Origin of the sequence: Sedimentibacter acidaminivorans (assembly GCF_017873955.1) — a bacterium.
In the GTDB taxonomy this organism is placed as follows: Bacteria; Bacillota; Clostridia; order Tissierellales; family Sedimentibacteraceae; genus Sedimentibacter; species Sedimentibacter acidaminivorans.
The window spans coordinates 31334-52360 of the sequence record NZ_JAGGKS010000009.1 but is presented as its reverse complement, the minus strand read 5'-3'; the positions used below and the strand labels follow the sequence as shown (position 1 = coordinate 52360).

The 21027-nt window shown below is 31.7% G+C and carries 15 protein-coding genes and 1 other annotated feature (1 of these 16 running past the window's edge); of the genes, 14 read left to right on the top strand and 1 reads right to left on the bottom strand.

The window, feature by feature from the left end; translation table 11 throughout:
• Positions 1-127 (top strand) — a binding site (T-box leader) (it extends 95 nt beyond the left edge of the window).
• A 197-nt stretch (positions 128-324) separates the two neighbouring features.
• From ileS to J2Z76_RS13755, 8 genes are all read left to right on the top strand, one after another.
• Positions 325-3447 carry an isoleucine--tRNA ligase gene (gene ileS / locus J2Z76_RS13790; RefSeq protein ID WP_209512659.1) on the top strand — a complete coding sequence of 1041 codons (3123 nt, stop codon included), beginning with the start codon at positions 325-327 and terminating at the stop codon, positions 3445-3447.
• A 168-nt stretch (positions 3448-3615) separates the two neighbouring features.
• Positions 3616-4305: a response regulator transcription factor gene (locus J2Z76_RS13785; protein WP_209512658.1), complete on the top strand. Its 690-nt coding sequence runs from the start codon at positions 3616-3618 to the stop codon at positions 4303-4305.
• A 4-nt stretch (positions 4306-4309) separates the two neighbouring features.
• Positions 4310-6058, top strand: coding sequence for an ATP-binding protein (locus J2Z76_RS13780; protein WP_209512657.1), 1749 nt, complete (start codon positions 4310-4312; stop codon positions 6056-6058).
• Between the two features lie 263 nt (positions 6059-6321).
• On the top strand, positions 6322-6600 hold the full coding sequence (locus tag J2Z76_RS13775; protein ID WP_209512656.1) for a hypothetical protein: 279 nt from the start codon (positions 6322-6324) through the stop codon (positions 6598-6600).
• A gap of 25 nt (positions 6601-6625) precedes the next feature.
• Positions 6626-8275 carry a TolC family protein gene (locus J2Z76_RS13770; RefSeq protein WP_209512655.1) on the top strand — a complete coding sequence of 550 codons (1650 nt, stop codon included), beginning with the start codon at positions 6626-6628 and terminating at the stop codon, positions 8273-8275.
• A 47-nt stretch (positions 8276-8322) separates the two neighbouring features.
• Complete coding sequence (locus J2Z76_RS13765) at positions 8323-9573, top strand: HlyD family secretion protein (RefSeq protein ID WP_209512654.1); 1251 nt, start codon at positions 8323-8325, stop codon at positions 9571-9573.
• An 11-nt stretch (positions 9574-9584) separates the two neighbouring features.
• Positions 9585-10775 (top strand): ABC transporter permease, encoded by a 1191-nt coding sequence (locus tag J2Z76_RS13760; protein WP_209512653.1) that lies wholly within the window; start codon positions 9585-9587, stop codon positions 10773-10775.
• Positions 10729-11892, top strand: a complete 1164-nt coding sequence (locus tag J2Z76_RS13755) for an ABC transporter permease (RefSeq protein WP_209512652.1) — start codon at positions 10729-10731, stop codon at positions 11890-11892. Before J2Z76_RS13760 ends, J2Z76_RS13755 begins: the two co-directional genes overlap by 47 nt.
• 67 nt (positions 11893-11959) lie before the next feature.
• Here J2Z76_RS13755 and J2Z76_RS13750 read toward each other — a convergent pair whose 3' ends face one another.
• Complete coding sequence (locus J2Z76_RS13750) at positions 11960-13738, bottom strand: WG repeat-containing protein (protein WP_209512651.1); 1779 nt, start codon at positions 13736-13738, stop codon at positions 11960-11962.
• A 483-nt stretch (positions 13739-14221) separates the two neighbouring features.
• Here J2Z76_RS13750 and ptsP point away from each other — a divergent pair, with 483 nt between their 5' ends.
• The 6 genes from ptsP (at position 14222) to J2Z76_RS13720 (ending at position 20978) form a co-directional block, all read left to right on the top strand.
• On the top strand, positions 14222-15973 hold the full coding sequence (ptsP, locus tag J2Z76_RS13745) for a phosphoenolpyruvate--protein phosphotransferase (protein WP_209512650.1): 1752 nt from the start codon (positions 14222-14224) through the stop codon (positions 15971-15973).
• A gap of 3 nt (positions 15974-15976) precedes the next feature.
• Positions 15977-16561, top strand: coding sequence for a flavodoxin family protein (locus J2Z76_RS13740; RefSeq protein ID WP_209512649.1), 585 nt, complete (start codon positions 15977-15979; stop codon positions 16559-16561).
• A 169-nt stretch (positions 16562-16730) separates the two neighbouring features.
• Positions 16731-17234 carry a PaaI family thioesterase gene (locus J2Z76_RS13735; RefSeq protein ID WP_209512648.1) on the top strand — a complete coding sequence of 168 codons (504 nt, stop codon included), beginning with the start codon at positions 16731-16733 and terminating at the stop codon, positions 17232-17234.
• Between the two features lie 91 nt (positions 17235-17325).
• The gene (rlmD, locus tag J2Z76_RS13730; RefSeq protein ID WP_209512647.1) at positions 17326-18684 is read left to right on the top strand and encodes a 23S rRNA (uracil(1939)-C(5))-methyltransferase RlmD; all 1359 of its coding nucleotides are present in this window, start codon (positions 17326-17328) and stop codon (positions 18682-18684) included.
• A 160-nt stretch (positions 18685-18844) separates the two neighbouring features.
• Positions 18845-19576, top strand: a complete 732-nt coding sequence (locus tag J2Z76_RS13725) for a LytR/AlgR family response regulator transcription factor (protein ID WP_209512646.1) — start codon at positions 18845-18847, stop codon at positions 19574-19576.
• Between the two features lie 97 nt (positions 19577-19673).
• Positions 19674-20978 carry a sensor histidine kinase gene (locus tag J2Z76_RS13720; RefSeq protein ID WP_209512645.1) on the top strand — a complete coding sequence of 435 codons (1305 nt, stop codon included), beginning with the start codon at positions 19674-19676 and terminating at the stop codon, positions 20976-20978.
• Positions 20979-21027 lie beyond the last annotated feature (49 nt).

The following is a 21027-nucleotide window of genomic DNA, read 5'->3' as shown; positions in this document are numbered from 1 at the left end:
CCATGAGTTTAATTCCTGAAGTGGTAGTAGGGAATTACGTAGTATGCGTTAAATATTAAAGATGCATTTTTGCGTTGTTTATGCAAATATGTAATTTGGGTGGTACCGCGGAATTTTCGTCCCATGTCTTTTGACATGGGACTTTTGTATGTTCTAACACTATTTTTCAGAGTGGTTTTTCTGAAAAATAGAGGCAGGTCAACCGCAACGAATTGCAAATTTATGCGAACGGAGTTAGCAAATAAATTTGAGAATGAGACTGCGTTTTAGTTTGTGCTTTAACTAATTACATTATATATAAAATAAAATAAGGAGGAACAAAGGATGAAGTTATTTAAGGACATATCAAAAGAAGCATATAAAGATAATGAACATCAAATTTCTGAATACTGGAAACAAATAGATTTATTACATCAAAGCGTTGAGACAAGAAGCGCAAATGAACCATTTATTTTTTATGAAGGACCACCTACTGCTAATGGTAAACCAGGTATTCACCATGTAATAGCAAGAACATTGAAAGATTCTGTATGCAGATTTAAAACAATGGAAGGATATCAAGTTAAGAGAAAAGCAGGTTGGGATACTCATGGTCTCCCAGTAGAAATTGAAGTTGAAAAACAACTTGGATTAAAAGATAAACAGGATATCGAAAATTACGGTATTGCTGAATTTAACAAAAAGTGTAGAGAATCAGTTTTCACATACGAAGGTCAGTGGAGACAGATGACTGAACGCATGGCTTATTTAATTGACCTTGACAATCCGTATATAACACTTGACAATAACTACATTGAATCAGTTTGGTGGATACTAGATAAATTCAATAAAGAAGGATACATGTATGAAGGTCACAAAATTCTTCCATACTGTCCTAGATGCGGAACTGGTCTTGCATCTCATGAAGTTGCACAGGGATACGAAGAAATAAAAACGGTCACTGCATATGTTAAATTTAAGAAAAAAGATGCAGATGAATATTTTTTAGCATGGACGACAACACCTTGGACATTGTTATCAAATGTAGCATTAACTGTACACCCAGATGTTGATTATTTAAAAATTAAGACTAAGGGAACGGAAGAAGAAAAAGGTGAAGTATATTATATTTCTAAACCATTAGTTGATAAGATAATAAAAGAAGAATACGAAGTATTAGCTGAAATGAAAGGTAAGGATATGGAGTTCATGGAATATGAACAACTTATGCCTTATGTTCAGGTAGACAAAAAAGCTTTCTTTATTACTTGTGCAGATTATGTAACAACAGAGGATGGTACAGGAATAGTTCACACAGCGCCAGCTTTTGGTGAAGACGACTACAATACAGGAGTTAGATATAAGTTACCAGTAGTTAATCCAGTAGATGACACTGGTAGATTTAAAGGTACACCATGGCAAGATATGTTTGTTATGGATGCAGACCCTGCAATACTAAAATGGTTAAGAGAAGAAGGCAAATTATTCAGGAAAGAAGCTATACTTCATAATTACCCTCATTGCTGGAGATGTAAAACACCATTATTGTACTATGCTAGACCAAGCTGGTACATTCAAATGACAAAACTGAGAGATAAATTAATAGAAAACAACAACACTGTTGAGTGGTATCCTGATTTCGTTGGAGAAAAAAGATTTGGTAACTGGTTAGAAAATCTTAATGATTGGGCTATTTCAAGAAGTAGATATTGGGGAACTCCTCTTCCACTCTGGAGATGTACTTGTGGACATTTAGAGAGCATAGGTTCTAGAAAAGAACTTGCAGAAAAAGCTATAGAAGAAGTGGATGAAAAAACAATAGAACTTCATAGACCATATGTTGATGATATTCATATAACATGCCCAGACTGTGGTAAACCTATGACTAGAGTAAAAGATGTTATAGATTGTTGGTTTGATAGTGGAGCAATGCCATATGCACAACATCATTATCCATTTGAAAACAAGGAAAAATTTGATGAGTTATTCCCAGCTGATTATATATGCGAGGGTATAGATCAAACTAGAGGATGGTTTTATTCATTAATAGCCATATCTACTTTTGTTAAAGGAAAATCACCATACAAGAGAGTTTTGGTTAATGATTTAATTCTTGATAAATTTGGAAAGAAAATGTCTAAATCAAAAGGAAATACTGTTGATCCATTCGAATTATTTGATAAGTATGGAGCTGATGCTCTTAGATGGTACTTACTGTATGTATCACCAGCATGGTCCCCAACTAAATTTGATGAAGATGGTTTAAAAGAAGTATTGAGTAAATTTTTTGGAACAATCAAGAATGTATATACATTCTTTGCATTATATGCAAATACAGACTCAGTAAATCCTAAAGAATTTTTTGTAGAATACAAAGATAGACCTGAATTGGATAGATGGATTATATCAAAATACAATAATTTGGTAAAATATGTAAGAGAAAGTATGTCTGTTTATGACTTAACAAAAACAGTAAGAGCAATTCAAGAATTTGTTAATGAAGATTTATCTAACTGGTACATCAGACGTTCAAGAAGAAGATTCTGGGTTACAGAACTTACTGATGATAAAAAAGCAGTTTATAATACAACATTTGAAATACTAGAAGGAATAGCTAAGCTTACTGCACCATTTGCACCATATTTATCAGAAGAAATATATAGAAACTTGACAGGTGAAACTTCAGTTCATTTAAGCTACTATCCAACTGTAAATGAAGGTTTAATCGATGAAAATGTTGAAAAAAGAATGGATTTAATTAAAGAACTTGTTAAGTTAGGAAGAGCATCTAGGGAAAATTCTAAGATAAAGGTTAGACAACCAATAAGCAAAATCCATATTGATGGTAAATATAAAGAACTTATTTCTGATTTGGTTCCTCTTATTAAAGAAGAATTAAATGTAAAAGAAGTAGTGTTTGAGCATGATTTAAATGAATTTATGGATTTTACTTTAAAACCAAACTTTAAGCTTGCAGGACCTAAACTAGGTAGTAATGTTAAAGCATTTGCTGGTGCCTTAGCTACTGCTAATGCAATTGATATTATAAATGCTGTACAATCAGGACAAAAATATGAGATTACAGTTAACGGTCAAACTGTAGAACTTGATGAAGAAATATTAGATATCCGTATATCTGCAAAAGAAGGTTATAATGTATCTACAGACAATAATGTATTTATTATTATAGATACAAATCTCACTGAAGAGCTAATAAACGAAGGATACGCTAGAGAATTTATTTCAAAAGTTCAACAAATGAGAAAAAATAACGGATATGAAATGATGGATAAAATCAAAATATTCTATGATGGTTCATCTGATATAGATAAAGCTGTTGAAGAATTTATGAGTTTTATTAAGAGCGAAACATTAGCTGTAACTATAGAAAAATCATCTAATGATAACATGGAAGTTCAAAACCTAAATGGTATTGACACAGGAATGAAATTAGAAAAAATTAATTAACATAATTGTATAATACAAATTGGTATAAAGTGATTTTGTTTGCTTTGTACCAATTTTTTTCTTTACCCGTATCAATATATATAGATTGACTAATTTAGTTAATTATTATATTTTATTATAAGACACTTATTAGTTTGATATTAGATTAAGTAGTAAGGGAGTGATTATATGCAAGATGTTAATATACTAATATGTGATGATGATCCTATAGTTCATGAGTCACTAAAAATATACTTAAAAAATGAGGGATTTAGTTGTTTTTCTGCCTATGATGGAGAAGAGGCACTTGAACAAATAAAACATCTTATGCCAACATTAATTGTTTTAGATATAATGATGCCAAAAATTAATGGACTAGATGTTTGTAAGGAAGTGAGGAAAAAAAGTACAGTTCCAATAATAATGTTAACAGCTAAGGGTGAAGAAATAGATAGGATTCTTGGTCTTGAACTTGGTGCAGATGATTATATTGTAAAACCATTTAGCCCTAGAGAGGTTGTTGCACGAATAAAAGCAGTTAGAAGACGAATTACAGAGCATGCTGCAGACGGGAAGGCATCAACATTATATTTTGATAGACTGGAAATAAGTCTTAAACAATATCAGGTGAAATATGATGGTAAGGTTATTATATCAACACCTAAAGAGGTTGAAACTCTGTATCTTTTAGCATCAAATAAAGGACAAGTATTTTCTAGAGAACAAATACTAAATCTTGTTTGGGGTTATGATTATTATGGAGATACGCGAACAATTGACACACATATTAAGCGAATAAGAGCCAAATTACCACAAGAGGGAGTCGAATGGGGGCTCCAAACAGTGTACGGTGTAGGATATAAATTTGAGGTAGAATAAAAATATGAAAAATATAATAGTTAGAAGAGTAACGTTATTAATGTTCATTACCTTGTTTTTTTCTTCAATTTTAGTTTCTTTTTTAAGCTTATTATTTTCGGAAGGTATGAAGGCCGATTATAGAGGTAAAGAATTTGTTCCAGATCTTTCAGTATTGACAGAGTTTACAATCCAATATCAAAAGGGAAATTTGAGTAAAGATACATATGAAGACATTCTAATGAATGCTTCAAAAGAGTATGTTAGTGAATATATGGTCATAAATCCTGATGGAACTGCTGTTTTTGCTACAAAAGGTATAATAGACCCATCTATTAAAACAAAAATAGAGGAAGCTTTAATAGAGGTTTTGAACGGTGATGAAATATATCAAAAAATGTATGAATCTACAAAAAAACCAGCTGTATTAATAGGAGTTCCAGTTATTGAAAATAATAAAAGTACAGGAGCAATATTTGCTTTGTTGGATATGACTGATTTATTGCAGGAAAGAAAAAGATTCTATAAAGCTCTTGTTATTTCAATGATTATAGTAATTCCGTTGGGCATAGGATTTTCATATTTAGTTTTAAAGAGAATTGTTAAACCTATAAAAAATGTCGTAACAGTTGCACTTTCTATGGTTGAAGGAGATTTTTCTATACGAGCTGATGAGACATTAAAGGGTGAAGTTGGTCTATTAGGCAGGACTATAAATAAATTGTCTGTTGATTTATACAAGAATGTTTCAGAACTTTATATTGAAAAAAACAGACTTTATCAGGTCTTAAACAGTTTAGAAGAAGGCATGATTGCAGTTGATGAGCGCAGGTGTATTACACATTTCAACAAAGTTTTTTTAGAAATGTTTGGGTTGGAGCAAGAAAAGATTAAAGGGAAATGTGTAGATGACATTGGCATTCTAAATGAAGAGCTTTATGAATTATCTCAGGTTATAGAAGGAAAATACTCTGTAATAAAAAACTGTACAAACAAAGACGTTGTTATGAGAGTGGTTATAGCCTCTATAGAAGATGAAAAAAACATTTCGGTAGGTGCTGTAGTTTTATTTAGAGATATTACAGAAATAGAAAAACTTGAAACAATGAGAAAAGACTATGTTTCTAACGTATCTCATGAACTTAGATCTCCACTCACTTCTATTAGAGGGTTAATTGAACCACTTATGGATTCCATAGTTACAGATGAAGTAGATATTAAAAGATACTATGAAATTATTTACAAAGAAAGTTTGAGGCTTTCTAGACTTGTCGATGATATCATGGAACTTTCAAGATTGCAAACTAATGATGCAATCATTGATAAAACATCAGTTAATTTAAATTCTATAATAGAGATGGTTTATGATAGATTTAAGATATTAGATGGAGATATAAATCTTATATATAATCCTGTATCCATACCAAAGGTTTATACAAACTATGATAGAATTGAACAGGTGATGGTAATTTTATTAGACAATGCTTATAAATTCACTCCAAAAGGTGGACAAATAGAGATTCTTACTGAGGCGAGAGCAAATGATGTTTTAGTTATAATTAAAGATAATGGGGTTGGAATTGATAGGGAGGATTTGCCTTTTATTTTTGATAGGTTTTATAAAAGTGATAAATCGAGGTCTAAAAGAGGAACTGGACTTGGATTATCAATCGCAAAGGAAATACTAAATATAATGGGTGAAGAGATTAATGTTAAGAGTGAGCATGGGAAAGGAAGTTCATTTGAATTTACTGTTCAGATAGAGAATAAATAATATATAGCCAATTAAAAATATATATCTTTGTTAATAAAGATATATATTTTTTTATAAATTTTTATTCACAATTGTTCACAATCATATCATATTGGAGCCATTTTTATAATCTATAATAAGTTAAAATTCAATAATAAAAGTTGTAAGTTGGAGGCAAATGAATGCTTAACAAGTCAGTAAAAGATGAAAATGTAACAATGGTTTGTGTAACAGCGCAGTTTGAATGTGGGTGACTGATAAGAGAGGGTAGAAGAATTGCAGATATGACAAATACTAGCTTGTATGTAGTGGATGTGCAACCTAAAGTTGATTGGGGCAATAAATCTAACAAGGAATTAGATTATTTGTTCACCACATCTAAAAATTTGAATGCAAACATGCTGGTTTTCTTTTCTGATAATCCGATTGCAATAATTAACAATTATATTGATAGAACTGATGTTAAACATATTGTTTTAGGGGATGGTGAAATAGATATTAATAGTTTTATAGAACAATTGCATGTAAATTCTAAAGAAATTGAAATTCATATTTGTAAATAAAAATAATAAAGGAGATATAGTAATTATGAGTAGTAAAAATTTAATAACATACATATGTGTGACAATGATTTTTCTTTCTTCATTTCGCTCCGTATATGCTGAAACCATATCCACACCTGAAGCCCCACCTTATACACTTCCTAGTAGTTCGGACGATGAAAAGTCGGAGAAAAATAAAGATTCAACCAATGATGGAAATGTAGAACAAACTTTAAATCTAACAGCAGAATCAGCGGTTGAGTATGGACTTGAACACAGTAAGGATATCCAAATACTCGAAAATAAAATTCAAATTGCAATCATAGCTACACAAAATGCTAATTCAAACTCTAAAGATTTAAAAGATGCAAAGGAATCACTTCAGGATGCTTCGAATGAGATTTTTGATAAGAGAAAACTACTTAATTCTAAACAAGAACAATTAGATAAGGCCAAAGCTGCTTTGGATATGGGAATAGCACCATCATCAATAGAATATACTGACCCAACTGGCAATCCAATCACTATATCAGCAGGATCAAATATAAAAGATAAACTTGTTAAGTGTGGATATTCATCTGCTGAAGCGGAATATATCTCTGGTAAAATTTCAGAAAAAGTTGAAGCTGGTTTGAAATCTAGCCAAGGTACAATTGATCAGAGCAATGTTGCATTAAATGAGGCTCAAACAACGCTTGAATTGAAGAAGGAAGAATTTAATTCAGTACTTAAAGATACTTCGGAAACTCTTAATACAAAGATTGATTTTGGGAGCATTATTAAACTTGACGCAAATGATGCCAGTGAACTAATGGTTACAATGGCTGGTGTAAATCTTAATGTTACTAGATATGCAAAAGGAATTTATAGAAACCAAATTGCTATGTTGATTCAAAAAAACTACTATGATGCCCTGTATGCAGAAAAAATATTTGAATTGAAAAAAATTGCTAAAGAGCGCGGTGAAAAACAATATAATATGGTAAAGCTATCTTACGAAAATGGTATGAAAGCAAAAGACGACTTCCTTCTTAGCAAAATGTATTATGACAGTACTGTAATTTCTTGTCGTCTTGCAGAGGCAAATTATAAGAATGCTATTTTTGAACTTAAGAAAAATATGAATCTGGATATGAACACTGAAATTACTCTTGAAGATTCTATGCTTAAAGATACTACAGAAGAAAGTTTAGAGGATGGTTTAAAAACTGGTTTGACTAACAGAATTGAAATTCAGCAAACCCTTGGTCAACTTATGATCTATCAGTTAAATGAAAAAATATTAAATTCTAGAGCTGAATACAGATCAGATACTAAAGGACGTAAAGAAGCAAAACTTCTAAGAGAAGGTGCGGAATTACAGTTAGATAAAACAAAAACTATCGTAACATATGAAATCAACCAATCTTATGAAACAATGGTTGCAGTAGGAGAAATGTTAGAAGCATCAAATGAGCTCATTAAGAATGCGGAAGAAGTTGAGTCAATTGCTAAATTAAAATATGAGCAAGGATTTGGTGCAGAAAATTCACTATTGAAGCAGATGAATTTAGAGGAAAGTTCAGGAACAATTGTAGAACTCATTGCAGCCCAGGAAAAATTATCAGAAGTTGAGTCGCAGGTCGCTCAAATTAGATATAACTACACAATGGCAAAAATAAAATATTATAATGATGCTGGAATACTCATTTATTAGAATAAATTTAATATTAATATAAAATTAGAAAGGGTTGAATAGCACTTATGGAAATTAAAAAAATAAATATTAAGAAGTATATAAATAAAAATTGGGTTAGTAAGAATATTAAAAAAATAGTAATTGCATTGGTAGTGATTGTTAGTGCCTTGGGAATAACAATAGGTTCAACAAAAATATATGGAGGGAATATGGAATCAGGTATAATCCAAGGGATTGTATCTGCTAAAGATGTCAGTGTAAACACTAAAATACCAGGCAGAATAGTAGAATTCTATGTAGAAGAAGGACAGCAAGTTAAGGCTGGAGACCCAATTGTAGAAATATCTAGCGAAGAACTTCAAGCTAAGAAAGCGCAATTAGAGGCACAAATTGCACAGGCACAAGCAGGTGTTGATGCTTCTCAAGCGGTGGTTGATATGGCTGAGGGTGCTTATCAGGTAGCTTTAGAAAGGGTTGAACAAGCTGGAGCAGGTGTTAAAGCAAGCGAAAGTCAGAGGGATATGGCAAGCGCTGTTAATGAAAAAGCTGAAAATGGGGCACGAACTCAAGAAGTCGCACAAGCGGAAAGTGCATATAACTTATGGAAATCCACATATGATAGGGCAGTTGTTCTATATGATGGAGGGGCAATTTCAAAGCAAAAACTTGAAGAAATCAAAACACAAATGGATGTATCACAGCAAACTTTAAACATGGCAAAAGAAGGAGCAAGAACAGAAGATAAAAAGGCTGCTAGTGCACAATTGTCTTTGGCTGAAGCAGGTATATTATCTAGTAAATCTTTGCTTGCTCAAGTAAATGAGGCTTCAAATATTGCCCTTGCGCAGGTTAATCAAGCTAATGCAGGGCTTGTTGCAGCACAAGGTAAACTAGACCAAGCGAAAGCAGGTTTACAAGAGGTTGAAGTTTACTTGAAAGATACAGTTATAAAATCACCAATAGATGGAACAGTTACTACAATCAATTCAGATGAAGGAGAACTTGTATCTACAGGTACATCTATAGGAACTGTTAGTAATTTGGAAAACTGTTGGATTAATGTGAATTTGGACGAAGACAAATTAGGTGGTATAAAAGAGGGGCAGATCGTAAATGTATCACTTTTAGCTTTTAAGGAAAAAACTTTCGAGGGTACCATTGTTACAATTAATAAAGAACCAGATTTTGCAGTTAAAAAGGCTACTAATGAAAATGGAAATTTTGATATTGTTTCGTTTGGTGTAAAGATAGTCCTCAATAATTTAGATGAATCAATTAGACCTGGTATGACGGCAGTTGTAGATTTCACAAATTAGGATGTGAAGATATGTTTATAAAAAGCATTAAAGAAGAATGCGTAATATTTTTAACAAATAAAATGAATTTGCTTATACTATTTGTTTTGCCAATACTTTGTGTAATTTTACTTGGTGTGGAATTATCCAAAGGCGTTATAACTGATATTCCAATAGCAGTAATTAATTACGATAATTCAAATTTTAGCAGGCAGCTTGTAGAAACATTTGATAAGAATGAGACTTTTAATGTAACATACTATCTTGATAATGAGCAGGAACTAGAAAAATTAATGAAAAATAGTAAAGCTCGTATGGGGTTAATTATACCAAAGAACTTCTACAATGATATTGCAGCGTTGAAATCACCAACGTTATCGATGATTTATGATGGAAGTAATATGTCAATTACAAGTACAGCCAAAGCAAAAGCTACAGAGATTCTCTTAACATATAAGGCAGGTGCCACGATACAACAGTTAACTACAAGACTTGGTATATCATATAAACAGGCATATAACATTACTCAGGCTTTTCAGTTCAATAATAGGATGCTTTATAATCCTTCGAAAAGTTTTAAGGATTTTTTAGCTCCCGTTTTATTAGCAGGATATATACAGGCAGCATTAGCGCTTGTAGCTACTATATCTATTAATCAGAATATATTTAAAGTAGATGAGACGAAAAGATTGGGATATGCGACGGGTAAGGTTTTATTCTATACTTTATGTGGTAGCTTAAGTTATATTATTTGCATTATCCTACAAGTTAGTTTATTCCAGGTACCTTTTAGAGGAAGTTTGTTAAGCGTTTTGGTTTTATCTATTGGACTATGCTTTTCAGTATCAGCTTTTTGTATATTAATATCAACATTGATTAAAAATAGGATTATTGCTTTAACTGCAGGAGCAATTGTATTTATTCCAAACTCTATTACAGCAGGAACAACATGGCCGCTTATATCAATGCCTTCGGGGTATCAAAGCTTTGCCAAATACATTCCATTTACTCATTATGCCAATAATATTAGAGCTGTATATTTAAAAGGAATATCAGTACAACAGCTTACCAATGATGTTTTATATCTATTTATATTTGGAATAATAGTATTGATTCTGACAGAGGTAGTTATGGTTATTGCAGAAAAAGAAATCGACGATAAGGAGCTGATGGACGATGATTTTCATAGAGACCTTCAAAAGGGAATTCCTCTCGATATTTAAAAATAGGGGAATGATGATTCTTCTTTTTATAGGACCAATTTTCCTGACGCTATACTTTGGGGGAGTTTATTACAATGATTATGTGAATGACATACCTATTGCTATTTTAGACGAGGATGGTTCAAGTCTGAGTCATCTTGTTAGCAACTATTTTTTAACAAATGAGCGTTTTGAAATTACAAATTATCCATCTTCAAGGCAAGAACTTCAAAACCTTATAGATGATGGTAAAGCACAAATGGGTATTTTTATTCCCAATGGGTTTGAGAGTAAGGTTACTACGTATCAGTCTTCGCAGATATTAGCAATTACTGACGGCACAAATATTGTTGTTGCAAACAATGCAATTGCACAAGCAACATTAATTACTCAATCAATATCCGCAGGAATAGAGATGAAGTTAATTCAAGGTAAAGATTTGTCACCACAGATGGCTCAGAACATTGCACTTACTTATAATATTGGTGAGAGAATTCTTTTTGACCCCAAAATGACCTATATGAATTACCTGATTACCTGCTTTTTAGCAGTATTTATGCAACAACTAATGCTTTCGGCAATGGGATCAACTTTTATTAGACATAGTGAATACCTATCTAGTGGCAATGTTACACAAAAAGTGCTTGCTGCGGTAAGCTCTTGTTTCGTGGGAATATTGCCTTCGGTGGCTATGTGTATGTTTATTCTTATAAATCTATTTCATGTACCTATAGTTGGAAACATAGGTACAGTTATAGTTATGACTGTGTTTTTTGTTATTGCACTTACAGGGCCGTCACTTTTGATTTCTTCAATGACAAAGGTTAGAGTAAAATATTCCCAGTTTTCATTTATGTTGTCTCTTCCGACTTTTGTTTCTAGCGGATGTGTATGGCCTGTTGACCAAATGCCAAAAATACTAGAAATTATTATTAGGGCTTGTTGGCCTTTGATTAATTATGCTAAAATTGTTCAGGAAGTATTAATGAAAGGTATGGATTTTAAAACTGTTGTTCCTAATATTCTTGAAATGGTTATTTTTATATTGATATGGTTGCCAATTGGAATTATTTGTTATAAAAAAGCGTTTAATAAAAATAACACTCAAATAAAAATGGTTGAAATGCCTAATAACTAAGTAAAAGCATATGTAAATAAAGCAGGCAAGTTCTTATGAACTTGTCTGCTTTGCTTTTGTTATGAGTTTATTTCACTAGCCCAGATATTACAGCGTTATCTTTTTTTACTTCACCTGTTCTGATTAACTGTTCAATTAATCTTTCACCTGATTTCGTCTTTGCATTTAAAAACTTAAAAGTTGCTTTAGCTAAATCATTATTAGTAAATTTAGTTGAATTTAATGGTTCTATTCCTATGCCTTTAGCAAACTCCTCCACATTGTCCCAAGTAAAATCTACATTAGTTTTGTAACCCAGCATTTCAAGCATGACCTTTGTATATTGTTTTTCAGTAAGGATGTCATTTGGGTTAAAATTACCATTTTCATCACCTATGAAACCAACATTCTTATTTGCTTTTAAATATCCCATGATATTTCTTCCTATAGTCCAAGTTTGTAGATTTGCATCATTAAAGTTACTTGTTCCAGTAAATGCGCTTGCCTTGCTCTCAAGATTCTTAATCCTTAAGACCATTATTGCTGCTTGAAGTCTAGTTGATGTTTTAGTACTGTACTCAGGTGTTAGTCCATTGCCATCACCAATCATTAGACCTAGAGTTCCAATAGCCTTCATTTCATCACTTATATAAAGCGGAAGAAAAGCAAAATCACCATTTGTATTAATGAAGGAATATTTATCACCTTCTTTTACAACAGCAAGACCATTTTTAAACTTACCAGCGTAATCCCAAATTGGTTTAATTATTAAAGTACCATTTTTATCTATATAACCCCATTTACCGTCAATTTCAACAGCAGCTAATCTTTCAGAAAAGCTACTAGCATTTTCGAATTTAGGTTGACACACAATACTTCCGCTAGTATCTATATAACCGTATTTATTGTCAAGTTCAACAGCAGCTAACCCTTCAGAGAAATTATACAAGCTGTCCCATTTAATTTCACTTAAGGAAACACCAACTTTATTTATAAATCCATACTTTCCATCTTTTCTAACAATAGCAATATCATTTATAAACAAACTAGCATAATCAAATTGAGGTTTTATAATTTCTCTACCACTATTATTGATAAATCCCCATAAGTTATTTTTGCTAACTAAGGCAAGACCTTGATTAAAGGTTACGGCATCATCCCAAATAGGTTGAGCTATAACTTTGCCAGTTTTATCAATGAAACCAACCTTTCCATCCTTAACTATAGAGGCATAATTTTCATAAAATGGTTCTATGTTATCCCAAATTAAATCCACAATAACTTTACCAGATTTATCGATAACTCCATATTTTTTATTCTTTCCAACAACTGATAATCCATCAACAAATGACTCAGCACTATCAAAAGTAGGTTCAATTACATAATCACCTTTTTCGTCAATGAATCCATATTTTTTATTAACAGATACTATAGCAAGTCCATCTGAAAAGCTATCTGCATAATCGTAATCAAGCTTAATTACTGTTTTACCAGATTTATCAATGAAACCATATTTGTTATTTAATCTAACTAGAGCAAGTCCGTTAGAGAAACTTTCTGCATGTTCCCAATCTGGAGCAATAATAATTTTACCCGACTCATCTAAAAATCCATACATATTATATTTAGTGAATAAAGAACGTCCTTCACTAAATGGCCAAAGATTATTCCAATATGTGTTTACAACTATCTTTCCAGTTTTATCAATATAACCCCATAAACCTTCTTTATTGACCTTAATTAATGGGTTTTCTGATTCGGTAGAAATATCATCCCACCACTGAGTATCTGCTGCAAAAGTCAATGAAGTTTGGTGTATAGCAGAAAATATAGTAAAGCATAATATTAAACTAATAATTTTTTTCATAATATTTCCTTTCTAGATAATATCTAAGAATTCGACATTTTTTATATTATATTAACATAATATCACTAATCAGGTGGCTGTCAATAAAAAAGTAGTGATATGGTTAAAAGTACCGATTTTATATACGATAGTTGTAAAAAAATTAACAATATAGCTCGACAATCGTGAAAACATTACCATAAGTTTTGTTGATATTTCAATATTTTTTCATTGACAGTTAACAACTTTTAGTAATATAATTGTATAAAATATAAATTGAGTGTACTTGTTCAATACACATTACGTTAAAATGTAATATATATTCAAAATAAGCTTATGTAGATGAGCTCTCATAATTTTTTCATTTCTATTAGTATACTTCAAAAGGAGAAAGCATTGAATAAAAGCAATTATAATAATTAATAACCAGTATTTCTACATTACAGACATATAATTTACTACACGATGAATCAAAAATTATAAAGGCTGAAAGGTTGTGAATTTATGAAAGGTTTAGGAGTATCTCAAGGTATTGGAATAGGCAAGGCTTTTATAATTCAAAAAAAAGCTCTAGATGTTGAGATGATTAAAGTAAATGATACTGATTCTGAAGTAAAAAGATTTAAAAATTCTTTGGAGGTTTGTCGACTTGAAATAGAAGAAATATACATGAAGACTCTTAAAAATATGGGGGAAAAAGAGGCGCAAATTTTTAGAGCACATGAGATGATACTTGAAGATGAAGCTTTTATTTCAGAAGTTGAAATGAAAATTAACAATGAACATGTTAATGCGGAATATGCTTTAAATGAAATAGCAAATTCGTATATTAAGATGTTTGAAAGTATTAAAGATGAGTACTTAAGAGAAAGGTCTGAGGACATAAAAGATATTATGTCAAGAATATTGAGGATTCTATTAGGCATTAATGTAACTGATTATGATAAAATGGATGAAAACTCAATAGTAATTGCAAAGGACTTAACTCCTTCCGATACTGCTCTGCTTGATAAATCAAAAGTTTCAGCTATGATTACAGAAACAGGCGGGAAAACTTCTCATGCTGCTATTATGGCCAGAATAATGGGAATACCAACAGTTGTTGGTATAGAAGGTATTTTAGAAAAAGTTAAAGATAGTGATATTGTAGTTTGTGATGGAAAATCAGGGAAAGTAATGATAAACCCATGTGAAAAACAAGCTAAATATTACATGAAAAAAAAGCAAATAGAAATGAAAATAAATAAAGAGCTTAGGAAACAAGTAGGACTTCCTACTATTACTAAAGACGGCTATAAAATTGAACTTTTATCAAATATAGGATCACCTAAAGATGTTGAACTTGCATTGAAAAATGATACAGAAGGAATCGGACTATTTAGAAGTGAATTTATTTTTATGAATAGAAACTGTAAACCTTCTGAAGAAGAACAATTTCAGGAATATAAAGAAGTTTTAGAATGTATGGGGGATAAACCAGTAATAATTAGAACTTTAGACATTGGAGGAGACAAGGAAGTTCCATATTTAAAAATTCCTAAGGAGATGAACCCATTCTTAGGGTATAGAGCTATTCGTCTTTGCCTAGGTGACACAGAAATATTTAGAACACAGCTTAAAGCAATACTAAGAGCAAGTGTTTTTGGTAATGCAAAAATTATGTTTCCAATGATATCTACGATGAAAGAGTTAAAAGATGCTAAAAGAATTCTTGAAGAAGAAAAAAAAGAACTTAAGAAAATGGGTATAGCATTTAAAGAAAATATACAAATAGGGATAATGATAGAAATTCCATCAGCCGCAATAATATCAGATTTATTAGCAAGGGAAGTTGATTTTTTTAGTATAGGTACAAATGATTTAATACAATATACAATGGCTGTTGACAGGATGAATTCAAAATTATCACATCTTTATAGTCAATACCATCCAGCATTGCTGAGACTAATTTCCAGTATAATCAAAAATGCTCATGAAGCTGGAAAGTGGGTCGGAATGTGCGGTGAAGCCGCAGGAGACCCAAAATTAATACCAGTATTTTTAGGTATGGGTTTAGATGAGTTTAGTATGAATTCACCATCAATATTGAATTCAAGGTATATAATAAGAGGGTTAAATAAAAAAGATATGGAACAAATAGCAGAGAACACTTTAAAACTAGAAAATGCGATAGAAGTTGAAAACTATCTGAGCGATTTATTCTCTGATGATGAAAAAGAAAACCATTTAAATTGTAATGATAAAAAGGAGTATTAAAAAATGTCAAATAAAAAGGTATCAATAATATTTCATAGTGTTTGTGGAAATAATTATCTAATTGCAAAAAACTTTTATGAACAATTTAAAAATAATGGTGCAGATGTTAGTATTTATCGGGTAGAGGATTCAAATTTTGAGAGTCTTTCAGAACAATTTCCAATAGCAGGTCAGTATAAAGATGAAATAATGAATATAGAAGTGGCAAATGTAGAAAAAGTACTTGATAGTGATATAATAGTTATGGGTTCACCAACTTATTATGGGAATGTTTCAGGAGCAATGAAATCATTTATGGATTCATTTTCACCATGTTGGCCAGAAGCTAAACTTTGGGGTAAGAAATTTTTTGCATTTTCCACATCTGCCAATCCAGAAGGTGGGGGAGATATGTGTTTAAATACAATGAATATATTTGCTCAACATATGGGTATGGTGTCAATTCCAGTTCCTTCAAATTTGTTACAAGGAGTAAGCCTTCCGGCATACGGTATTTTGCATTATGTAGGGGATTTTTCAAATATAAGGCTAAATGAAAACATAAAAAAAGCAATAAACTTAATGGTAGAAAGACTACTAATTATATAAACTAGATTTAATAGTTCGACATAAGCAATGAGTAATATATTGTTTGTGTCGATTTTCTTATTCATTCTTAATAACTTCCTATTTATTGACTAATAAACAAGATTAATGTATTATATTAACATCAAATAAATACTAACAAATTTCAATAAACATAGAAGAGGTATATTAAATGAAATATAAAGTAAATAAAAAACAACATGTAAGCAAAGACTGTTTTGTTTGTGGAATAGAAAATAAAGATTCATTAAATACTAAATTTTATGAACTTGAAAATGGTGAACTTATGTCGTTTTCAACCCCTTCAAGTGTACATCAAAGCTATCCAGACAGAATGCACGGTGGAGTAATATCAGCAATATTAGACGAAATAATTGGTAGAGCAATTATGATTACAGAACCTGATGCATGGGGAGTAACTGTAGAACTTAATATCAAATACAAAAAACCAGTTCCATTAGACAAACCTGTTAAGGCAGTAGGAAGGATTACAAGGAACTCCAGATTGTTATTTGAAGGAACGGGAGAAATCATTCTAGAAGATGGAACTACTGCAGCAATCGGCTATGCAAAATATGTAAAGATAAATATTAATAAAATCACAAAAGATACAGGTGGAGAAGAATCTTTAGTCATAGAAGATTTAACAGCTGCACCAGTAGAAGTTGAAATATAAAAATTTTTACAATGAGTTTTATCATATTAAAATTGTAAACGAAGCATGGAAATGCGTGTTAAATATAAAATCAATCAAAACAGGAGAACAAATGAAAAAAGGCGATATAATTGAAGTTAATATAGATGATATAAAATTTCCAAATAAGGGTGTATCAACATATAATGGCAAAAAAGTAGTAGTCAAAGGTGGATTGCCATGTCAAAAAATCAGTGCAAGAATATCAAAAATAAGACATGGCGTTATAGAAGCAAGGACATTAGAAGTAATTGAAAAAGCAGAATATGAGCAAGATTCGAACTGTAAGCATTTTTATGATTGTGGCGGTTGTTCATATCAAAATGTCCCTTATGAAAAACAGCTTGAAATAAAATCAAATCAGGTCAAATCAATATTAGGCAATGTTTTGACAAATGATTACGAATTTCTACCAATTGTAGAAAGCCCTAAAAAAACAGAGTATAGAAATAAGATGGAATTTTCTTTTGGTGATGAAATAAAAGACGGGCCACTATCACTAGGAATGCATAAAAGTAATAGCTTTCACAGCATAATAAATACAGGTGAATGTTCTATAGTAGACGAGGATTTTAGACAAATATTATGTACAATATTAGACTATTTCCAAGGAAATAGCCAAACTTTCTACCATAAAACAACAAATATAGGTTTTTTACGTTATTTAATTGTTAGAAAAACAGTAAAAACAGAAGAAATACTCATAAATTTAGTTACAACTACTCAAAGTATATTAAATGAAAAAGAATTCGTAGATTTAATAATGAGTATGAACCTAAAAGGAATAGTAAAATGCATAGCTCATTCAAAATACGATGGGGTAGCAGATGTAGCAAGAGCTGATGAGATGAAAGTTTTATATGGAGAAGATAAAATAGTCGAAGAACTACTAGGGCTTCATTTCAATATTTCATCATATTCTTTTTTCCAAACAAACTCACTAGGAGCAGAAAAATTATATTCAATAGTAAGAGATTTCATAGGAGGAACAAAGGATAAAACAATATTTGACTTATACTCAGGAACAGGAACAATAGGTCAAATTTTAGCACCAACAGCAAAAAAAGTTATAGGTATAGAAATAGTTGAAGAAGCAGTAGAAAAAGCAAATGAAAATGCAAAACTTAATAATCTAGACAACTGCACATTCATTGCTGGAGATGTATTAGCAAAAATTGATGAACTAAATGACAAACCGGATATAATAGTACTAGATCCACCAAGAGAAGGAATACATCCAAAAGCAATACAGAAAATTATAGACTATAAACCGGACACATTTATATACATTTCATGTAAACCAACATCTTTAGAAAAAGACTTGCCGTTCTTTTTAAATAGTGGGTACAAAGTTGAAAAGGTACAATGTGTAGATATGTTTCCAATGACACCGCATGTGGAGACTATAGTAGCACTATACAAAAAAGACTAATCATATCTGCCCATATACCGCTAAAAACCAAGCTTTTTATGTTTAAGACGGATATTGCGAATTATCGCAATAAGGAACTAAAAGATGAAATTATCGTTAGGCTTGGCTTTTGGATGTGAAATGTAGGGATATAAGAAATTAACGAAGTGAAGGTGTATTTATGATCAAAATTGCAATCTGTGATGATGAGCTGCAGGAACTTGAGCGTGCTCATGATTTTCTTGCGAAGTACATACAAAAAAAACCGCAATATGATATTCAAATAGTTACTTTTTCTGCGCCCTTAGAGTTGTTGTCTTACGTGGAGAAGAACGGGAGTTTTGACATATTTCTATTAGATGTTTACATGGCGGGTATGCTTGGTACAGATGCTGCACGTGAACTGCGCCAGATTGATGACAAGGGAGAAATTATATTTGTTACCAGCTCCAGAGATCACGCGATTGATGCTTTTGAAGTGGATGCTGCAAACTATCTCATTAAACCCTATACAGAAAGTAATATTATCTCGGCTTTAGACAAGGTTTTAAAACGATTAAAGGTTGAACGTCGTCACATGATTACACTCAAAACATCTGAGGGGATTGTGCGGATTTTTTTAAGAGATGTTGTTTATACTGAAACGGGTAGAAATAATTACCAGACCATTCATACAATCACAGGGGAGAAAATTATGGTGCGTATGACAGCAACTGAACTTTTTGACCTGTTATTACCGGCAAAATTTTTCGTAAGATGTGGTGTTTCTATAAATTTGAATTTGAAACATATTCGACAGATCAGGAAGGATACCATCATTTTTGATTCAGGAGAACACTTAACTTATCCTTATCGTGCTTATAAAAAACTTAAAGAAGCGTTTCTTAGTTTTCAAATGTCTACAGAGGTATAAATAAAGGCAAATGCCCCAAAATAGATGGCAAATACCCCAAAAAAGTTTTTTTGCATCATTTTATGCTAGGCTAGAATAAAGAAAGGAGGAAGCGAATATGTTGTACAATGTGTTACTTTTTATTTCTTTTTTTCAATCCGTTATTGGTTTTACCCTCATGTCGTCTTCTCTTATGCTTTTCAAAAAGCCGGTCAAAAGACGAATTATAACTGGATTTACAGTGATGTTGTGTGGCATATGCATTCTTTCTTATTTAATTTTTATGCAGGGTACTAATTTTGTAAGCAGTATTGCCATCTTATTTATTCTGGGAATAGAGCTTTCTTGGTTTTTGATTTGTTCAGACGACCCTTTTTTTGTATCACTTTTTAGTTTTCTTACTTTTGTTAACATATATGTAGCCATTGGTTATGTTGGTGACAGTTTGGCTAGCCATGTGGCGGGTAGTGCTTTTGTCGCTGAACTTATTTTGATTCGATTGTTGATATATGTCATTATTTCCACTCTCTTATATAAATTCATAAGAAGACGTTTTAGAAGGCTTGTAGAGACTTTAGATAAGGAATGGCGAGCAGCTACCTTAGTACCTCTAATTTTTTTAATCATTCAAATTATGATCCTCTATTATCCTACGCCTTATTGGTATTGGAATCGTGATAATTGGTCCAGATTCATTATTTTGACCGTTTATCTGTTGTTTTTAGCCGTATACTATCTTCTGTATATACAGGCAAGTGCCATTGTTGAAAAGTACGCACTTGAAAAACGTCAATTACTTATGGCCCAACAGGAAAAATTGTGGGAATCAGAATTAGCTAGACAAAAGTCCGCTGCAGCACTAGCTTTTCAGCAAAGACATGATATGCACCACCATAATGCTGTGATTATGGGACTTATGCAAAGTGGCGATATGGATAAACTAAGGACTTATATTATCAGTTTTGATGAGGGGTTAGATGGCCATCATGCCAATACATTTTGTTTGAATCCTATTGCCAATAGTATTTTGAATTTTTATGCCAATAAAGCAGAGAGTGAAAACATAAAAACTGAGTTCCAAGTAAATATTCCAGAAAATATTGGCATTGATAATATTGATCTTACATGTGTCCTTGGTAATGTTTTAGAAAATGCTCTAGAAGGATGCCTTCGTCTTCCAGAGGATCATGCAAAAGAAATCAGCGTGACCATTAAATATTTTGATCACCGTTTACGGGTTAAGGTGGTCAATACCTGTCTATCAGACATCACCTTTGATGGTGACCTACCTTTAACACAAAAAACAATCGGTGGAACAGGTACCAAGAGCATCCTTTACACTGCCGAATATTACGATGGTACGGCGGGATTCTCCGTAACGAAGGGCAAATTTATCACTCAAATTGTACTCAATGGAAATTAAGCCTATCTATAATTAAATACATTGAAGCGACTGTTAGTAATTACTTTCA

Bases quoted from the DNA above. Each gene is read 5' to 3' on its own strand.
- ileS (WP_209512659.1), top strand. From the start codon at position 325: ATGAAGTTATTTAAGGACATATCAAAAGAAGCATATAAAGATAATGAA.
- J2Z76_RS13785 (WP_209512658.1), top strand. From the start codon at position 3,616: ATGCAAGATGTTAATATACTAATATGTGATGATGATCCTATAGTTCAT.
- J2Z76_RS13780 (WP_209512657.1), top strand. From the start codon at position 4,310: ATGAAAAATATAATAGTTAGAAGAGTAACGTTATTAATGTTCATTACC.
- J2Z76_RS13775 (WP_209512656.1), top strand. From the start codon at position 6,322: ATGACAAATACTAGCTTGTATGTAGTGGATGTGCAACCTAAAGTTGAT.
- J2Z76_RS13770 (WP_209512655.1), top strand. From the start codon at position 6,626: ATGAGTAGTAAAAATTTAATAACATACATATGTGTGACAATGATTTTT.
- J2Z76_RS13765 (WP_209512654.1), top strand. From the start codon at position 8,323: ATGGAAATTAAAAAAATAAATATTAAGAAGTATATAAATAAAAATTGG.
- J2Z76_RS13760 (WP_209512653.1), top strand. From the start codon at position 9,585: ATGTTTATAAAAAGCATTAAAGAAGAATGCGTAATATTTTTAACAAAT.
- J2Z76_RS13755 (WP_209512652.1), top strand. From the start codon at position 10,729: ATGATTTTCATAGAGACCTTCAAAAGGGAATTCCTCTCGATATTTAAA.
- J2Z76_RS13750 (WP_209512651.1), bottom strand. From the start codon at position 13,738: ATGAAAAAAATTATTAGTTTAATATTATGCTTTACTATATTTTCTGCT.
- ptsP (WP_209512650.1), top strand. From the start codon at position 14,222: ATGAAAGGTTTAGGAGTATCTCAAGGTATTGGAATAGGCAAGGCTTTT.
- J2Z76_RS13740 (WP_209512649.1), top strand. From the start codon at position 15,977: ATGTCAAATAAAAAGGTATCAATAATATTTCATAGTGTTTGTGGAAAT.
- J2Z76_RS13735 (WP_209512648.1), top strand. From the start codon at position 16,731: ATGAAATATAAAGTAAATAAAAAACAACATGTAAGCAAAGACTGTTTT.
- rlmD (WP_209512647.1), top strand. From the start codon at position 17,326: ATGAAAAAAGGCGATATAATTGAAGTTAATATAGATGATATAAAATTT.
- J2Z76_RS13725 (WP_209512646.1), top strand. From the start codon at position 18,845: ATGATCAAAATTGCAATCTGTGATGATGAGCTGCAGGAACTTGAGCGT.
- J2Z76_RS13720 (WP_209512645.1), top strand. From the start codon at position 19,674: ATGTTGTACAATGTGTTACTTTTTATTTCTTTTTTTCAATCCGTTATT.